Source organism: Pseudomonas sp. UC 17F4 (genome assembly GCF_900101695.1).
Classification (GTDB): Bacteria; Pseudomonadota; Gammaproteobacteria; order Pseudomonadales; family Pseudomonadaceae; genus Aquipseudomonas.
This window is the reverse complement of sequence record NZ_FNKV01000001.1, coordinates 2,530,874-2,547,609: the sequence shown is the minus strand read 5'-3', so window position 1 is coordinate 2,547,609 and position 16,736 is coordinate 2,530,874. Positions and strand designations below refer to the sequence as shown.

Sequence of the window (16,736 nt, the reverse complement as noted above, 5' to 3'; positions counted from 1 at the left end):
TCGCCTCATGGTGGCTAGCCCCTGCTCCAGCCTTACGCGCTGGAGCCAAATGATGGCTAACGACGCACTGCACAACAGCGCCCTGCAGGATTTCCTGATCGACGCCCAGGTGCTGCTGACCAAGGCAGAGGAATGCCTGCTGCACCTGCAACTGATCGACAACGATCCGGATGCCTGTCACTGCCTCAACGATACCCTGGCCACCCTGGTAGAACGCGCACAGGCCCTTGGCCTGGTCGAGGTCGCAAGCTACAGCCAACATCTGCAGGCACTGCTGGAACCCGCACAGGCGCAACCGGCATTGCAAGGTGAAGCCCTGCAAGCCCTGGAAAGCTGCCTGACCCTGCTGGCCTGGCAGCTGGAGTTGATCGATCCGCACACCGGCCGCCTGAGCCTGGATACCGAGGAACAGGTGCAGTTGCTCGACACCCTGGCCACCGCTCTGAGCCCGCAGGAGGCTCTGGCCTGCGACTCTTGCATCGAAACCCGGCACACTTGCGAACACCCCGCCCCTTCAATGGCTGCGCCCACCAGCGCGAACGCCACTGCATTTTCTTCGCCAACCAGGGGCAACTAAGGGACATAACAATACTGCCCCGGCGAGATTAACCAAGCCTGTGACGAGTGCACACTAAGACCCAACTTAGTGTATTTCCAGGTCTCTCTAATTATCTGCAACAGACATTTCGTTTAATTGATTTCGGGCAAAATCCCAGCCCCGCAAACTGATGGCAAAATGCTAGATTCGAAGACAATCGGAACCGTCGTACCAGCCCGTAAAATCTGGCTATTCAGTCAGTTATCAGAGTTCGCGACCAATTGTATTTGAAGTGATACCATGCGCGCTGATGGACACATGCACCTTACCCGGATCTCCCCAGACACCGCGTGCAGACTTTCATCGCGGTTACCCCGGCGCCGGCATTTAAACGTTATTGAAGGCAATTCGACAAACGCCTCTAGTTCGACCTTTGCAAGGCTTTCAACAGCGATATTTCAGTGGCTTCAATTTCTATGTTCTCAAGCCTCAAGACACTCAAGCGCTGGCACCCCGGAGCCTCTCTGTTGCGCTGGGCAACCGCCCTGCTGTGCCTGGCTTCGGTTGCCGTCAACCTGGCCTTGTACCTGCTTGAGCAACCGCTGCCAGGCATCGCCCTGGCCCTGCAACTGGTTGCCCTGTCGAGCATTGCCTGGCAACTGCGCCAGTGGGCGCGCTCGATTGCCCTGCGCCCGGCGGAACTGGCCGACCGCCTGCTCAAAGTGCAGGAAAGCGAACGCCAGCGCCTGAGCCGCGAACTGCACGACGATATCGGCCAGTTGCTAACCGCCGCCAAACTCCAGGCCGACTGGCTCGCGCGCCGCGCCCCGAGCGAGCTGCAGGAGCACTGCAAAACCTTGCGCAGCACCCTGGACGACACCCTGGCCAGCGTGCGCGATGTTTCGGCCATCCTCAACCCAAGACAACTGTCCAGCCTGGGCCTGGAAGCCAGCCTGCGCGCGCACCTGCTGCGCGCCCTGGAAAACACCGAGGTGCACTGGAGCCTGGAATGCCGCCAGCGCCTGGGCGGCCTCCCGGAAGATATGGCCATCGCCGCCTTTCGCATTACCCAAGAGGCGGTGACCAACATCCTGCGTCACGCCAAGGCAAAGAACCTGGTGGTGCGCATTCAGCGCCAGCCCGAAGGCCTGGCGTTGTCGATCAGCGATGACGGCCTGGGCTTTTCGCCCGCCAGCAGCCCAGCCGATGAAGGCCAGCGCGGCATGGCCGGAATGCTCGAGCGCGTCGGCCTGCTCAATGGCACACTGTCGGTCAACAGCCAGCCCGGCCTGGGCACCCAGATCGACGCCCTGTTCCCCTGGCCTGCGCGCACCCTCGAACGCGCCAAGACAAGTAACGTCCCATGACCTGTACATTGCTGTTGGTCGATGACCATTCACTGATTCGCGCAGGTGTGCGCGCGCTGGTGTCCGACATTCCCGGCTATGCCGTGATCGGCGAAGCCAACGACGGCAGCCAGGTGCCGGAACTGGTCATGCAACTGGACCCGGACATTGTCCTGCTGGATATCTCCATGCGCTGCACCAGCGGCCTGGATGCCCTGACCCGCCTGCGCGCCCTGGGCTGTCGCAGCAAGGTGCTGATCCTCTCCATGCACACCGACCCGGAGCTGATCATGCAGGCCCTGGAAAGCGGCGCCCATGGCTACCTGCTCAAAGACACCACCGCCACCGAGCTTGAACAGGCACTGGCAGCACTGCGCGGCAACGAGCGCTACCTGAGCCCGGCGATTGCCCACACGGTAATCAACCAGGCCCTGCTGCGCGCCCAGTCGGGCAAGCCGGAGACAGCGGAAAAGCACAACCTCACCGCCCGCCAACTGGAAATCCTGCGCCTGATCGTGCGCGGCAAGTCGACCCGGGAAATCGCCCAGGGCCTGGGCTTAAGCATCAAGACCGTGGAAACCCACCGCTCGCAGATCATGAAACGCCTGCAGATCTACGACGTTGCTGGCCTGGTGCTGTTTGCCGTGCGCGAGCAAATCATCAGCCTCGACGACTGAGCAGCGGCGAGTCGACCGGCAGGTGCACGCGCAAGGCTGCGGGCAGCACTTCAAAACGCAGGTTGTCGCCCTGCAGGGGCTCACCATCGAGGTTGATGTCCAGGCCTTGCGAGCTTCTGATCTCGACCCATGGCAAACGCGCACGGACAAACATGCTGTCCAGCCCCAGGCCATCGCTGAGCAGGCCGCGCAAGGTGCCGACCACTTCCTGGGGTGCCGGCAGGATGCTGATGTCGAGCAAGCCATCATCAACCTGCGCCTGGGGGCACAGCGCATGCCCGCCGCCGGCCTGCCGCCCGTTGCCGATGCCCAGCGCCAGCAACTCACCCTGCCACTGGAAATCCGGGCCGTGCAGTTCGACCGACGCCGCGCGCAGCTCGCTGAAGCGCGACAGGCCGGTGAACAGGTAGGCTGCCGCACCCAATACCTTTTTCAGGTCTTCGGAGGTATTGGCGGTAACCTGGCTGCCGAAGCCACCGGTGGCCATGTTCAGGAATACCTGCCCACCCACCTCGCCCAGGTCAATGGCCCGGGCCGGCACTTCCAGCAAGGCCAAAGCTTGCGCCGGCTCCAGCGGCACGCCGGCAGCCTTGGCAAAATCGTTGGCGGTGCCCAGCGCCAGCAACACCAGGCTGGCGTCAGCGTCGGCACGCACCATGGCCTCGGCGACATCGCGCAGGGTGCCATCGCCACCCGCGGCCACCAGGTGCGGGTAGCCGGCGGCCAGCGCTTCTTCGACCAGGCGCTGGGCGTCGCCCCCCTCCCAGGTCAGGCGCACGTCCAACTGCCAGCCGCGCTCACGCATGCCGGTCACCGCAGCACGCACCTCTTCGTTCATGGCCTGCTTGCCATGCAGGATCATCAATGCCTTTTGCTGCGCCATGTGTGCGTTCCCCGATGAATTGAGCGTCGAGTATCTCGACCGTTTCCGGCGTCCCTTTACTGCATTGCAGGTAACGTTTCAGCAGAGTTTCGCATGCCATTCACACAAATATCATTGAAAGCTTCGTCGCCGAGGGGCATCATTCGACAAATATTTGGCCTTCATGGACGATGCCAGTGGTAAAAGTCATTTTATTGACTCATTGCGCAAAAGCCTGCCAGGTTGCTCTGTTTACTTTTGCTGCACTGCCCAGGCAGTGCCCCTGACTCGAGGCTGTGAGATGAGTGTTCTGATCCCCTGCATCATCGCTGGCGGCGCCGGCACCCGCCTGTGGCCGGTATCGCGCGAAACCATGCCCAAGCCGTTCATGCGCCTGCCCGACGGCCAGAGCCTGCTGCAGAAGACCTTCGCCCGCGCCAGCCGCCTGGCCGATGTCGAACGGATCCTGACGGTGACCAACCGCGAGGTGTTCTTCCGCACCCAGGATGAATTCCGCCTGCTGAACAAGGCCAGCCTGGCCCTGGACTACATCCTCGAACCCTTTGGCCGCAATACCGCCGCCGCCATTGCCGCTGCCGCCTTGCACTGCGCCCGGCTGTACGGTGAGGATGCGCAACTGCTGGTACTGCCGGCCGATCACCTGATCAACGACCTCAGCGCCTTCGACCAGGCCGTCAGCCAGGCCCGCTTGCTGGCTGCCCAGGGCTGGCTGACCACCTTCGGCCTGCTGCCGACCCGGGCTGAAACCGGTTTTGGCTACATCGAAAAAGGCCAGGCCCTGGATGCCAACGGCTTCAGGGTTGCCCGCTTTGTCGAAAAGCCCGACGCCGACACCGCCCAGCAGTACCTCGATGGCGGCCAGCACCTGTGGAATGCCGGGATGTTCTGCATGCGTGTCGACGCCATCCTGCATGAGCTGGAACAGCACGCCCCGCAACTGCTGGCGGCGGTCAATCACTGCCTGGCCCTGAGCCCGTGCAAGGAAGGCGCCCGCGAGTGTCAGGTGGAACTGGACCCGGACAGCTTCGCCCTGGTGCCAGACATTTCCATCGACTATGCCGTGATGGAGACCTCGCAACAGGTCGCGGTACTGCCCAGCCAGCTGGGCTGGAGCGATATCGGCAGCTGGGAGGCGGTGCGTGAGCTCAAGGCCGGTGATCATCAGGGCAATCGCTGCACCGGCGAAACCGTGCTGCACGATGTGCACAATTGCTATATCGACTCGCCACGGCGCCTGGTCGGCGCGGTGGGCCTGGACAACCTGATCATCATCGATACCCCCGATGCCCTGCTGATTGCCGATGCCGCGCGCAGCCAGGAGGTCAAGGTGATTGCCCAGCAGCTCAAGCGCCAGGGCCACGACGCGTTCCGCCTGCACCGCACGGTCAACCGCCCGTGGGGCACCTACACGGTGCTCGAGGAAGGCCCGCGGTTCAAGATCAAGCGCATCATGGTCCGCCCCGAGGCTTCGCTGTCGCTGCAGATGCATCATCACCGCAGCGAGCACTGGATCGTGGTCAGCGGCATGGCCTGTGTGACCAATGGTGAAGAGGAATTTCTGCTCGATACCAACGAATCGACCTTCATCAAACCCGGCCGGGTACACCGTCTGACCAACCCCGGGGTGATCGATCTGGTAATGATTGAAGTACAAAGTGGCGAATACCTGGGCGAGGATGACATCGTGCGCTTTACTGATATCTATGGACGCGCCCCGGAGCCAGCCGCAAGCTGATTCCCCCGGCGCGTCCATTTTTATCTGCATGCCGTTACCCGCCTGAACACAGAGGAAAGGGGTCATGCGCGTACTCTGGACACTACCCTACCTGCCCTGGCCCACCACCAGCGGCGGTAAAACACGGCAATACCACCTGCTGCGCAGCCTGGCGCAGCGGGGTCACCGCATCACCCTGCTGGTGCAATCGAAAATCCCGCCCAGCGACGCGGCCCGACAGGCCTTGGAACCTTTGCTCGAACGCCTGATCGTGCTACCCAGGCGCCCCTTCCACAGCCCCCTGAACCTGCTGGCGGCGATCTACCCCAGCTATCCGATGCGCGCCAGCATCAATGGCCTGGCGCCGCACCTGCGCCACTGCTTCGAGCAATTGCTGGAAGAGCCCTGGGATGTCATCCAGATCGAGCACAGCTACAGCTTCCAGCCGTTCGAAAAGGCCCTGCAGGCTCGCGGGCTGCCGTTCGTGCTCAGCGAGCACAACATCGAATCGGTCAATGGCGCCGCTTGCCACGACCGCTTGCCACTGTGGCTGCGACCGTTCAATGCCTTTGATCGCTGGCGTTACCGGCGCTGGGAAAACCGCGTGCTCAGCCAGGCCCATGAAGTGGTAGCGGTCAGCCCAACCGACGCCGAACACATCAGCCAGGCGACCGGCGCTGCGGTGTCGGTGGTGATCAATGGCGTGGATTGCGCGCATTACCAGGATATCCAGCCGTCGCTGTGCAGCCAGCGCCTGCTGTTCGTCGGCAATTTCGAATACGGCGCGAACCTTGAAGCCATCGAATGGGCGCTGGAAGACATTCTGCCGCAAGTCTGGTTGAGCAACCCCGCGGTACGCCTGGCCGTGGTTGGCCACGCCTTGCCGCCCAGCTGGAAACTGCGCTGGAGCGACCCGCGAATCGAATGGATTGGTTACCTGCCTGACCTGCGCGAACTGCAACGCAACTCGGCGATCTTCTTTGCGCCGCTACGTTATGGCGGCGGCTCGAAGATCAAGATACTGGAAGCCATGGCCGCCGGGCTGCCGGTGGTAACCACAGCCAAAGGCGTGTCAGGCCTGCAGGTGACCCATGGCGAGCACTACCTGGCCAGTGACGACGGCGACCAGCTGGCGTTGATGATTAACCAACTGCTCAATCAGCCCTGGCGCCTGCGCCAGCTGTCGCAAGCGGCGCGGGAGTTTGTCTGCAGCCGCCACGACTGGAGCATCGCCGCTGCCCAGCTGGAAAGCGTGCATGCGCGCCCCAGCCTGCGCGCGCCGAGCGGTGCCACCCTGGTGGGCGACACCCTGCTCAGCCGTTCAACCAAGTAGCTCGCTCAAGGGAATGAACTGCACGATATCGCCCTTGCCCGGGGTCTGGCCCTCACGGACTTCGACCAGGCCCTCGGCCCAGGCGGCGCTGCGCAGCACGCCCGAGCTCTGGTTCTTGTAGATCAATGCACTGCCCTGCTCCAGTCGCCCGCGCAGGTATTCGCGGCGAGTGCCAGCCTTGGGCCAGTCAAACCCGGCCGGCACCGCGAACTGCAGCGGCGTGACCTCGGTAACACCCTGGCGGCGCAACAGGTAGGGGCGGGTCAGCAGGCCGAAGGTCACCAGGGTCGAAGCCGGGTTACCCGGCAAGCCAATGACCGGCACGCCCTTGTAATGACCGAAGGTCAGCGGCTTGCCCGGCTTGATTGCCAGCTTCCACAGCGACAGTTCGCCCTCTTCACGCAGGGCGATGCCCAGGTAATCGGCCTCGCCCACCGAAACACCGCCAGTGGAAAGAATCAGGTCGACGCCCTGCAGGGCAGCCAGGCAGTTGCGGGTTTTCTCCAGGTCATCGGCCAGAATGCCAGCGTCGATCACTTCACAGCCCAGGCGTTGCAGCCAGCTGCCGAGCAGCCGCCGGTTGCTGTTGTAGATCTGCCCGGGCCCCAGGGGCAAGCCGGGCTCGACCAGTTCGTCGCCGGTCGACAGCACAGCGACCTTGACCCGCCGCACGACGCTCAGCTCGGCGCACCCCAAGGAAGCCGCCAGGCCCAGCTCGATCGGCCCCAGGCGCGTACCCGCGGCCAAAACCGCCTCGCCAGCGCGGGTTTCCTGCCCTTGCGGGCGAATGTTCTGACCGACGCGCAGCGCCTCGGTAAAGCGCACGCGCTGATCGTCCAGGACGTCGGCGTTTTCCTGCATCTCAACGCAATCCGCCCCCACCGGCACCGGCGCCCCGGTAAAGATCCGCGCACAGGTACCCGGCTGCAACGGCTCGGGTGAATGCCCGGCAAATACCCGCTGGCTGACCGTCAAGGGCTCGCCCGTCCAGTCGGCCAGGCGCAGCGCGTAGCCGTCCATGGCGCTGTTGGGCCAGGGCGGCAGGTCGAGGCTCGAGACCAGCTCATGTGCCAGCACGCGGCCCTCGGCGTCGGCCAGGGCGACCTGCTCGGTAGCGGTGATAGGCGCGGCTTCGGCCAGCGCCAGCAGTTTTGCCAGGGCGTCTTCGACCGGCATCAGTTGAGTGTGCATGGGCGCCTCAACCACGGCTTTCGCAGGGCGCGGCCTGCTTGAGGTGGGTGACGAAGTTGCACGGGCGATGACGGGCGTCGAGCTGCTCGGCAAGGATGCCGTCCCAGCCGGTGCGCACGGCGTTGGTCGAGCCCGGCAGGCAGCACACCAGGGTGCCATTGGCCAGCCCGGCCAGGGCCCGGGACTGCACGGTGGAGGTACCGATATCGGCCAGGGAGATATGCCGGAACAGCTCGCCAAAGCCATCGACCTGCTTGTCCAGCAGGCAGGCCACGGCTTCCGGGGTGCTATCGCGCCCGGTAAAGCCGGTACCGCCGGTGATCAGCACCACCTGCACCTGCTCATCGGCGATCCAGGTGGCGACCTGGGCGCGAATCTTGTACAGATCGTCCTTGAGCAGCACCCGCGCCGCCAGAGCGTGGCCGGCCTCGCTCAGGCGGTCGACGAACACCTGGCCGGAGGTGTCGGTTTCCAGGGTGCGGGTATCGCTGACCGTCAGGACGGCAATGTTCAGCGGCACGAAAGGTACATCTGCCTTGGCTTTCATGGGACCTTGAATCCATTGATAGGAACGAATGAGCGGTGTTATATCACAGCCCTGCCTGCCTCGCGCCCGCCAGCGGCCCAGGCATTGTTGCCGGTCAATAATGCTAGATTGCCGCTATGCTGAAATCTGCATGGAACTTGCGCAGGCGCCATGCGTCTCAAGAAACATTACGCACCATCCTTTACTGGAGAAACACAATGATTCAACGGACTCTTCCCGCTTTCCTGCTCGCCCTGGGTCTTGGCACTCTGGCTGGCTGCGCTTCGCCGACCGTCATTACCCTGAACGACGGCCGCGAAATCCAGGCGGTCGATACTCCGCAATACGACGAAGACTCGGGCTTCTACGAATTCGAACAACTGGACGGCAAACGCACCCGCATCAACAAGGACCAGGTCCGTACCGTCAAGGACCTGTGAGCTGATCGACAGGCCGCCTTTGGGGCTTGTCGAGGAGAAGATTTTGAGTAATATTTTCTCCATCGGAGTGTAGCGCAGCCAGGTAGCGCGTCTCGTTCGGGACGAGAAGGCCGCAGGTTCGAATCCTGTCTCTCCGACCACTTTACTCAGCAAAAAGCCCGCCCTCGCGCGGGCTTTTTCGTGCCTGGCAGACGAGCAGCAGTGGCCAGCATTGCGCGGCGGCGACGCTGCCAGCAGAATGCGCGCCTTTTTGAACATTAAGGTTGATTCACATGCGTAAGACTCTTGCCGCCCTGACCCTGGGCCTTTTGTGCGCACAAGGCGCCATGGCCGGTGATGGCCAGACCGCTGTAGGCGGTGGCCTGGGTGGTGTTCTGGGTAACGTGGTCGGGCAGAAGCTTGGCGGCAGCACCGGTGCGGCCATTGGTGCCGGCGTCGGCGGCGCGGCAGGCAGTGCCATGGGCGCGAAAAAAGGCAACAAGACCAAGGCGGCCATTGGTGGCGGCCTGGGTTCGGCCGGTGGCTCGCTGGTCGGCGGCAAGCTCGGTGGCAGCACCGGCTCGGCAATTGGCGCAGGCCTGGGCGGCGCGGCTGGTGGTGCGTTGGGTAACAACCTGGCGGACAGTCATCGCAAGAAACGCCACTGATCCGCAACCGAGTAGCCGGCGATATTTTTGCCAGGCCAGAAACAAACAAGCCCCTGAACTGGGGCTTGTTTGTTTCTGGCAAAGCGAAAGCTTACAGCGCAGGCTCAGCCTGTACCGCAGCCGCTTCTTCCGGCAGCACCGGAACGTACAGCAGGTTCAGACGCGAACTGCTCCACTCACGGGTCTTGTTGGTCAGCTCAAGGTTGTTGTTGAGCTTCTGGCCGTAGGTCGGCACGATTTCCTTCAGCTTGGCCTGCCACTCAGGAGTCTTGATGCGATCCTTGAAGGTCTTTTCCAGCACGCTCAGCATGATCGGCGCAGCGGTCGAAGCACCTGGCGAGGCACCCAGCAGTGCGGCGATGGTGCCATCCTGGGCAGCAACGACTTCAGTACCGAACTGCAGGATGCCGCCGTGCTCAGGGTCCTTCTTGATCACCTGGACGCGTTGACCGGCCTGCAGCAGTTTCCAGTCTTCGTTCTTGGCGTTCGGGAAGTACTCGCGCAGGGCCGCCATGCGGTCATCGAAGCTCAGCATCAACTGACCCATCAGGTAGGTGCTCAGGTCGATGTTGTCGATACCGGCGTGGGTCATCGGCATGATGTTGTGGGTGGTCAGCGCAGCGAACATGTCCAGCAGCGAGCCGTTCTTCAGGAACTTGGTCGAGAAGGTGGCGAACGGGCCGAACAGCAGCACTTCCTTGCCGTCGATCACGCGGGTGTCCAGGTGCGGAACCGACATTGGCGGCGCACCAACCGAAGCCTTGCCGTACAGCTTGGCTTTGTGACGGGCAACGATGTCCTGGTTGTCGGTCATCAGGAACTGGCCACCGACCGGGAAGCCGGCATAGCCGTCAGCTTCAGGGATGCCCGATTTCTGCAGCAGCTTCAGCGCGCCACCACCAGCACCGATGAAGACGAACTTGGCCTTGATGCTGCTCTCGACGCCCTTGTTGGCCAGGTCAGCGACGACCACGGTCCAGGTGTTGTCGGCGTTACGGACGATGTCACGGACTTCGTGCTGGACGTGCAGCTTGACGTTGTCGTGCTTGGTCAGCGAGGCGAACAGCTGGCGGGTGATCTCGCCGAAGTTGACGTCGGTGCCGATCGGCATGCGGGTGGCGGCGATCTTCTGGTCGGCAGCGCGGCCTTCCATCACGATCGGTACCCACTTCTTGATCTGCTCGTGGTCTTCGGAGTACTCCATGCCACGGAACAGCGAGCTGTGCTGCAGGGCTTCATGACGTTTCTTGAGGAACTCGACGTTCTTGTCGCCCCAGACGAAGCTCATGTGCGGCACGTTATTGATGAACGAGGTCGGGTTGCTCAGCACTTTCTGCTCGACCTGGTAGGCCCAGAACTGCTTGGAGATCTCGAACTGCTCGTTGACGCCAACGGCCTTGCTGATGTCGATCTTGCCGTCGGCACCTTCGCTGGTGTAGTTCAGCTCGCAGAACGCGGAGTGACCGGTACCGGCGTTGTTCCAGGCGTTGGAGCTTTCTTCGGCGACCTTGTCCAGGCGCTCGTAGATGTCGATCGACCAACCGGGCTCCAGCTCATTGAGGTAGGTACCCAGGCTTGCACTCATGATGCCGCCGCCGATCAGCAGCACGTCTACGGTTTTCTCGGGCTCACTGGGCTTGGAGCAACCGATGACACTCAGGCACAGGAGCGTCAGCAGGATTTTTTTCATAGTTCAATCCAATTGAAGTGAAGTAATTGGCAATGACCGCAGGTCCCGTAGTGCACGCCCGGATTCTTGTTGTTGCTCGCGCAGTCCAAGGCTTAGCGTAGCTGGTGCTCGGGCAATCGGCCCGGACACCCGCGCACTGGATGGCGGCTGGGGTTGTTCGATGGATCGGGAACGGTCGTCACGCCAGACGCGGGGCATGGCCGCCGCTGTCAGGGTGGGTCGCCTTAAAGCAGGAAGCGGGCCAACTTTTACAAGACCAACGGCTAATAGCTAGGACGTGTCGTCGCACCCCAACTTTAACGGTTTAGCTGGCGACAATCCGCCACATTGCCAGGCCTTTACCGCTGGATGTGGCGGATTTCCCCCGCTTTTGCTCAAGCACTCAGGCGCGCAGTGACCTCCCCCAACTGCCCGGACAAGCCGTGCAAGTGCTGCCCGGCCTGCTCGGTCTGCTGCACCGCCTGCTGGTTGGTGGTGGCAATCCGGGTGATTTCCACCAGGTTGCGCGAGATGTCCTCGGCAACACTGGTCTGTTCTTCCGCCGCCGTGGCGATCTGCCGGTTCATGTCGCGGATAGCCTCGACGGCAACGGTGATGCGCTGCAGCATCTGCCCGGCCTGCTGCACCTGCTCGGCGCCCTCCTCGCTGCGCTGCTGGCCGCTCTCGATGGCTTTTACCGCCGCCACGGCGCCGGACTGCACGGCGCTGATGATCTGGTTGATCTCGGCAATCGACGCGGCCGTACGCTGGGCCAGGCTGCGCACCTCATCGGCGACCACGGCAAAGCCGCGTCCCGCCTCACCGGCCCGTGCCGCCTCGATGGCGGCGTTGAGCGCCAGCAGGTTGGTCTGCTCGGCAATCGCGCGGATCACTTCCAGCACCTTGCCGATACGGTCGCTGTCGGCTTCCAGATGGCGAATCACCTTGGCGGTGTCGGCAATTTCCTGGTTGACCCCGGCAATGGTGGCAATGGTTGCCTGCATCACCTGCTCGCCGGCCTGGGCGCTGTGGTCGGCTTCATCGGCGGCGCGCGCGGCGTCGGCGGCATGGCGGGCGACTTCCTGGGCGGTCGCCGACATTTCATGCATGGCCGTAGCGACCTGGTCGGTACGCTGGAACTGGTCGTCGGTGCCGCGGGCCATGTTGCCGGCAATGCCGCGCAGCTCGCCGCTGGCGCTTTCCAGCTCACCGGCATTGCGCTGCAGGCGGCTGAAGGTGTCGGCAAGAAAGTCGCGCAGAGTATTGGCCGCCACCGCCAGCCGCCCCAGCTCATCCTGGCGATCGCTGGCGACCCGCGCGGCGAAGCGCCCCTGGCTCAACTGCGCGACATAATCGATCAAGCCACGGATCGGCTCGATCAGGCTGCGGTTGACCAGCCACAGACTGAACAGCCCGACCAGCAACGCCGAGCCGAACATCACCAGCAGCCCCAGCCAGACCGTACGCTCTGCCGACTGGTTGATGGTCTGGGCACGCGCCTGGGCATCGCTGCGCAACTGGCTGACCAACTCACTCATTTGCTCGCTGGCAGCGCGGTCAACACCTTTGACTGCCTGATCGCCTACAACAGGATCAGCGCCCGCCGCCAGAAACGCCTGACGCCCCTGTGCGTAAGCCTGACCCAACTGTCGGTGGCTGGCCTTGAGTTGCTCGGCACGGCCCTTGAGCGGCTGCTCGCTGCGGGCGATCAACTGGTCAAGGATGCCCTGCACCTGCTGCTCACGGGCCAGGAACTGCTGCCAGTACTTGTCCAGCTCAGCGGGCTGCTTGCCGCGCAGCAGCACGTTCTTCCACTCCTGGACCTGGACCTTGAACTGCAGGTTGGCTTCATCGATCAACTGCGACGCCTGCAATGGCCCGTCGATCAGCTGGCCGTAGCCGCGCACGCTGGAGGACAGCAACTGAAAGCACACCAGGGCGATCAGCAGGATCGCCGCCAGGCTGCCGCCGAGCAGGGCGAGAATTTGCACTCTGAGGGATTTACGCAACATCGAAAGAAGTCCCGGAACAAGGAATAAGGGAGCGGCGCCACTCGGCGCCAACCAGGCAAAGACGTCCCTGTCCTCGTTCGCTGGCCACTGACGGCAGGCCAAAAAAAAGCTGCCATCGATCGATAGCAGCCAGGTTCGAGCATTACGCAACAGCTGGAACAGATAGTCTCAAGGGATTGCTACAGAAATGTGACAGTCTGTAGGACGCTGTCACATTTCCGTCACGTTATTGAACTGCAACGCCGCCAGCCGCGCATACAAGGGGCTCTGGGCAATCAACTGGCGATGCGTGCCGATGGCCACCAGCCGGCCCTGATCAATCACCGCAATGCGGTCGGCATGCTGCACCGTGGCCAGGCGATGGGCGATCACCAGGGTGGTGCGCCCGCTCATCAGGGTCGGCAGCGCCTGCTGGATCAAATGCTCGCTCTGCGCGTCGAGGGCGCTGGTGGCTTCGTCCAGCAACAGAATCGGTGCATCCACCAGCAAGGCCCGGGCAATCGCCAGGCGCTGGCGTTGACCGCCCGAGAGGCCAAGGCCGGCGTCACCCAAGTGAGTCTGATAGCCCTTGGGCAACTGCAAGATGAACTCATGGGCATGGGCGCTGCGGGCAGCAGCCTCGACCTGTTCGGCCGTGGCATCGGCGCGCCCGTAGCGGATGTTGTCCTCCACCGTGCCAAAGAACAGCGCCGGGTTCTGCGCTACCAGGGCGAAGTGGCGGCGCAGGTCCTGCGGATCGAGGCACCTGATGTCCTGACCATCAAGCAGGATGCGCCCTTGCTGCGGGTCGTAAAAACGCAGTAACAGGTCGAACAGGGTCGACTTGCCCGCCCCCGACGGCCCGACCAGGGCCAGGGTTTCGCCGGGCTCGACGGTAAGCTTCAGGTCATCGATGGCCGGCGGTGTTGGCCGTGATGGATAAGCAAAACGGATGTCCTGCAACTCGACCCGGCCACTGACCCGCGGCGCCGAGCGCTGCAGGTCAGCAGGCGCGACTATCTCGCTGCGCGCTGCCAGCAGCTCGGCAATCCGCTCGCCGGCACCGGCAGCGCGCTGCAGCTCGCCAATCACTTCGCTGAGGGTGCCGAAGGCGCTGCCGACGATCAGGCTGTAGAACACGAAGGCGGCCAGCTCACCGCCGGAAATACGCCCGGCGATCACGTCCATGCCACCGACCCAGAGCATTACCCCGACCGCCCCGAGCACCAGCACGATCACCAGGGTGATCAGCCAGGCGCGCTGGAGGATGCGTTTGCGCGCCACCTCAAAGGCCGCCTCGACCGTGGCGCCGAAGCGCTGCTGGTCGCTGGACTGGTGGTTGTAGGCCTGCACGGTCTTGATCTGGCCGAGGGTCTCGGCCACATAGCTGCCGACGTCGGCGACCCGGTCCTGGCTCTGCCGCGACAGGTTGCGCACCCGGCGGCCGAAAATCAGGATCGGTGCCAGCACCAGCGGCAAGGCCAGCACCACGATGCTGGTGAGCTTGGGGTTGGTGACAAACAGCAGGACGATGCCGCCCAGCACCATCAGCGCGTTGCGCAGGAACAGCGACAGCGACGAGCCGATCACCGATTGCAACAAGGTTGTGTCGGCGGTCAGCCGCGACTGGATCTCCGAACTGCGGTTACTTTCGAAAAAACCCGGGTGCAGGTAGATCAGATGATCGAACACCTGCTGGCGGATATCGGCCACACAGCGTTCGCCAATCCACGACACCAGATAGAAGCGGCTGAAGGTACCGATCGCCAGGGCCATCACCAACAGCAGGAACAGGCCGATGGACTGGTTGAGCAGGTGCGGCGACTGGGTCATGAAGCCCTGGTCCACCAGCAGGCGAATACCCTGACCCATGGACAGGGTAATCGCTGCGGTAACGATGAGTGCCAGCAAGGCCAGCAGCGCCTGCGTGCGGTAAGGACGGATAAAACGCCAGCCCAGGCGCAGGGCCTGGCGCTGGCGTGAAGAAAACCGGTTGAGCATGGAGTACGCCGTTTGTCCGCTATTTACAGCAGCCTACACCGGACCGTTGATCAAGCGCCAAGGAACTGCGGGCAATGATTGGGCGTCGGAACCAGAACCTGGGCATATAAGACCCAGGCCACAGCCGGCTAGACCGTTTCGGTCTAAAGTACTACTGGAGGTTTACTCGGCTTTCTGATGGACTGGACACGTCGCACAGTGATAACCGAAGGAGCTGTCACAGGCCGGTCACGAGGCGATTCTAGTCTGAGCTTGCAACCTGATGAGGAGACAGGAAATGAGCTTGCAACATCAAGGCAACACCCAGGAAAAACCCGCGCCTAACCCGCAGGCATCGGTAGGCGGCACGATCATCGACAAGGATGGCAATGAGATCACCATCACCGAGGAGATGATCCAGCAGGCCTGCGAGAAGCTGGAAAAAAGCCGGGTAGAACTCGCCAAGAAAGACTGACCCACCCGAATTCTTCAACCCGGCGCACGCGCCGGGTTTTTATTGCCCGCTATTTACACCAGCACGCCGCCCAAGGCGCGGACCAGCTGTGCCAGTTGCGGCGCTTCACCGTGCAGGCGCACGGCCAGGCCTTCGATTTCACGGCGCGGTGGGTAGTGCTTGCGCAAGTTGTCGAAGGCGGCCTTCTGCTGCGCCGGGTCGCGGCTCAAGCTGCGGCGAAAATCGGCATCGTCACGGCGCGGGTCATACACCGCACGGCACAGGGTCGCGAGGGCCCAGGCCGGATCGGTCTCGGCCTGCAAGGCGATTTCGGCCAGCCACGGCTGTGGCAGCAGGTCGCTCAGTTGCACCTCGGCAGGTTCGCCACGCCAGGCGCAATACGCCTGGTAGATCTGCGCCGTACCGCGCTGCTTGCCGTCCAGGCTGTAGCCGGCAATATGCGGGGTGGCGATCACGCAGAGGTCGGCCAGGGCCAGGTCGACCTGGGGCTCGCCCTCCCAGACGTCGAGCACCGCCTGGATATCGTCGCGCTCGCGCAGCAGCTGGCGCAGGGCCTGGTTGTCGACCACCGGGCCGCGGCTGGCATTGATCAGCCAGGCGCCGGGGCGCAGGCGGGCCAGTTGCGCCTGGCCCAGCAGGTGCCAGGTCGGCAGCTCGCCGCTACGGGTCAGCGGGGTGTGCAGGCTAATGACGTCGCACTGCTCAATGATCTGCTCCAGGCTCACATAATCGCCACCCTCGCGCGCCTGGCGCGGCGGGTCGCACACCAGCACCTGCCAGCCAAGGCCGCGCAGCACCTCGACCAGACGCCCACCAACTTCCCCGGCGCCGACCACCCCATAGGTGCGCGCAGGCAAGCTGGCGCCGTCGAGCTCGGCCAGGGTCAGCAGGCTGCCGAGCACATAGTCGACCACCCCGCGGGCGTTGCAGCCTGGCGCGCTGGACCAGTGAATACCAGCCTCGGCGAAATAATCCAGGGCCAGGTGATCGGTGCCGATGGTGCAGGTGCCGACAAACTTCACCTGGCTGCCTTCGAGCAAAGTGCGATCGACCTTGGTCACTGAACGCACCAGCAGCACATCGGCATCCTTGACGCAGGCGGCATCGATCGCTCGCCCGGGGTAGCGGCGGATTTCGCCAAAACCGGCAAAGAAGGCATCGAGCAGCGGGATATTCTCGTCAGCAACAATCAGCATGGCGCTCTCCTATCGGGGTGCGCAGTGTAGGCCGATACGGGTGGGGCGATCCACAGGCAGGCGAGGTTCCTGACTGCCGCGTCAAGGCGTAGACTAGCCGGCTTTGCCCATCTTTCCTGTGGACGCCTGC

15 protein-coding genes, 1 tRNA gene and 1 pseudogene are annotated in these 16,736 nt (G+C 63.2%); 9 read left to right on the top strand and 8 right to left on the bottom strand.

The genetic code is table 11. The features are described from left to right. Positions 1–52 precede the first annotated feature (52 nt). From BLR26_RS11825 to BLR26_RS11815, 3 genes are all read left to right on the top strand, one after another. Positions 53–577: a histidine kinase gene (locus tag BLR26_RS11825; RefSeq protein ID WP_093380753.1), complete on the top strand. Its 525-nt coding sequence runs from the start codon at positions 53–55 to the stop codon at positions 575–577. A 488-nt stretch (positions 578–1,065) separates the two neighbouring features. Continuing rightward, positions 1,066–1,905 (top strand): sensor histidine kinase, encoded by an 840-nt coding sequence (locus BLR26_RS11820; protein WP_371128641.1) that lies wholly within the window; start codon positions 1,066–1,068, stop codon positions 1,903–1,905. Continuing rightward, complete coding sequence (locus tag BLR26_RS11815) at positions 1,902–2,561, top strand: response regulator (RefSeq protein ID WP_045194934.1); 660 nt, start codon at positions 1,902–1,904, stop codon at positions 2,559–2,561. Before BLR26_RS11820 ends, BLR26_RS11815 begins: the two co-directional genes overlap by 4 nt. On the opposite strand, the gene yegS is transcribed toward BLR26_RS11815, so the two are convergent. Beyond that, positions 2,545–3,444: a lipid kinase YegS gene (yegS, locus tag BLR26_RS11810; protein WP_093380750.1), complete on the bottom strand. Its 900-nt coding sequence runs from the start codon at positions 3,442–3,444 to the stop codon at positions 2,545–2,547. The two genes, BLR26_RS11815 and yegS, sit on opposite strands and share 17 nt — an antisense overlap. A gap of 280 nt (positions 3,445–3,724) precedes the next feature. On the opposite strand from yegS, the gene BLR26_RS11805 reads away from it, so the two are divergent. Next, positions 3,725–5,179 (top strand): mannose-1-phosphate guanylyltransferase/mannose-6-phosphate isomerase, encoded by a 1,455-nt coding sequence (locus BLR26_RS11805; protein ID WP_093380747.1) that lies wholly within the window; start codon positions 3,725–3,727, stop codon positions 5,177–5,179. A gap of 64 nt (positions 5,180–5,243) precedes the next feature. Further along, entirely contained in the window at positions 5,244–6,491 is a 1,248-nt protein-coding gene (locus BLR26_RS11800; protein ID WP_045194940.1) for a glycosyltransferase family 4 protein, read from the top strand. On the opposite strand, the gene glp is transcribed toward BLR26_RS11800, so the two are convergent. Further along, positions 6,480–7,682, bottom strand: coding sequence for a molybdopterin molybdotransferase MoeA (glp, locus tag BLR26_RS11795; protein ID WP_093380744.1), 1,203 nt, complete (start codon positions 7,680–7,682; stop codon positions 6,480–6,482). The genes BLR26_RS11800 and glp overlap by 12 nt on opposite strands. A gap of 7 nt (positions 7,683–7,689) precedes the next feature. Continuing rightward, positions 7,690–8,229 carry a molybdenum cofactor biosynthesis protein B gene (moaB, locus tag BLR26_RS11790; protein ID WP_045194944.1) on the bottom strand — a complete coding sequence of 180 codons (540 nt, stop codon included), beginning with the start codon at positions 8,227–8,229 and terminating at the stop codon, positions 7,690–7,692. Positions 8,230–8,426: 197 nt separating this feature from the next. Here moaB and BLR26_RS11785 point away from each other — a divergent pair, with 197 nt between their 5' ends. The 3 genes from BLR26_RS11785 to BLR26_RS11775 all read left to right on the top strand — a co-directional run bounded on the left by BLR26_RS11785 (position 8,427) and on the right by BLR26_RS11775 (position 9,295). Further along, positions 8,427–8,648 carry a YgdI/YgdR family lipoprotein gene (locus BLR26_RS11785; RefSeq protein WP_010223359.1) on the top strand — a complete coding sequence of 74 codons (222 nt, stop codon included), beginning with the start codon at positions 8,427–8,429 and terminating at the stop codon, positions 8,646–8,648. A gap of 63 nt (positions 8,649–8,711) precedes the next feature. Continuing rightward, a tRNA-Pro gene (locus BLR26_RS11780) sits at positions 8,712–8,788 on the top strand. A 132-nt stretch (positions 8,789–8,920) separates the two neighbouring features. Further along, complete coding sequence (locus BLR26_RS11775; protein ID WP_038994310.1) at positions 8,921–9,295, top strand: bacteriocin; 375 nt, start codon at positions 8,921–8,923, stop codon at positions 9,293–9,295. A gap of 91 nt (positions 9,296–9,386) precedes the next feature. Here BLR26_RS11775 and mqo read toward each other — a convergent pair whose 3' ends face one another. From mqo to BLR26_RS11760, 4 genes and pseudogenes are all read right to left on the bottom strand, one after another. Next, positions 9,387–10,985 carry a malate dehydrogenase (quinone) gene (gene mqo, locus BLR26_RS11770; protein ID WP_045194946.1) on the bottom strand — a complete coding sequence of 533 codons (1,599 nt, stop codon included), beginning with the start codon at positions 10,983–10,985 and terminating at the stop codon, positions 9,387–9,389. A gap of 374 nt (positions 10,986–11,359) precedes the next feature. Next, complete coding sequence (locus tag BLR26_RS27695) at positions 11,360–12,064, bottom strand: methyl-accepting chemotaxis protein (RefSeq protein ID WP_371128672.1); 705 nt, start codon at positions 12,062–12,064, stop codon at positions 11,360–11,362. Between the two features lie 228 nt (positions 12,065–12,292). After that, positions 12,293–12,403: pseudogene (locus BLR26_RS27690) on the bottom strand (hypothetical protein); the annotation flags it as partial. 783 nt (positions 12,404–13,186) lie between these two features. Next, on the bottom strand, positions 13,187–14,956 hold the full coding sequence (locus BLR26_RS11760) for an ABC transporter transmembrane domain-containing protein (RefSeq protein ID WP_093380741.1): 1,770 nt from the start codon (positions 14,954–14,956) through the stop codon (positions 13,187–13,189). 277 nt (positions 14,957–15,233) lie between these two features. Here BLR26_RS11760 and BLR26_RS27310 point away from each other — a divergent pair, with 277 nt between their 5' ends. Further along, positions 15,234–15,410 carry a PA1571 family protein gene (locus BLR26_RS27310; RefSeq protein WP_176794234.1) on the top strand — a complete coding sequence of 59 codons (177 nt, stop codon included), beginning with the start codon at positions 15,234–15,236 and terminating at the stop codon, positions 15,408–15,410. A gap of 53 nt (positions 15,411–15,463) precedes the next feature. Here BLR26_RS27310 and pdxB read toward each other — a convergent pair whose 3' ends face one another. Next, on the bottom strand, positions 15,464–16,606 hold the full coding sequence (pdxB, locus tag BLR26_RS11755; protein WP_093380738.1) for a 4-phosphoerythronate dehydrogenase PdxB: 1,143 nt from the start codon (positions 16,604–16,606) through the stop codon (positions 15,464–15,466). Positions 16,607–16,736: the final 130 nt, after the last annotated feature.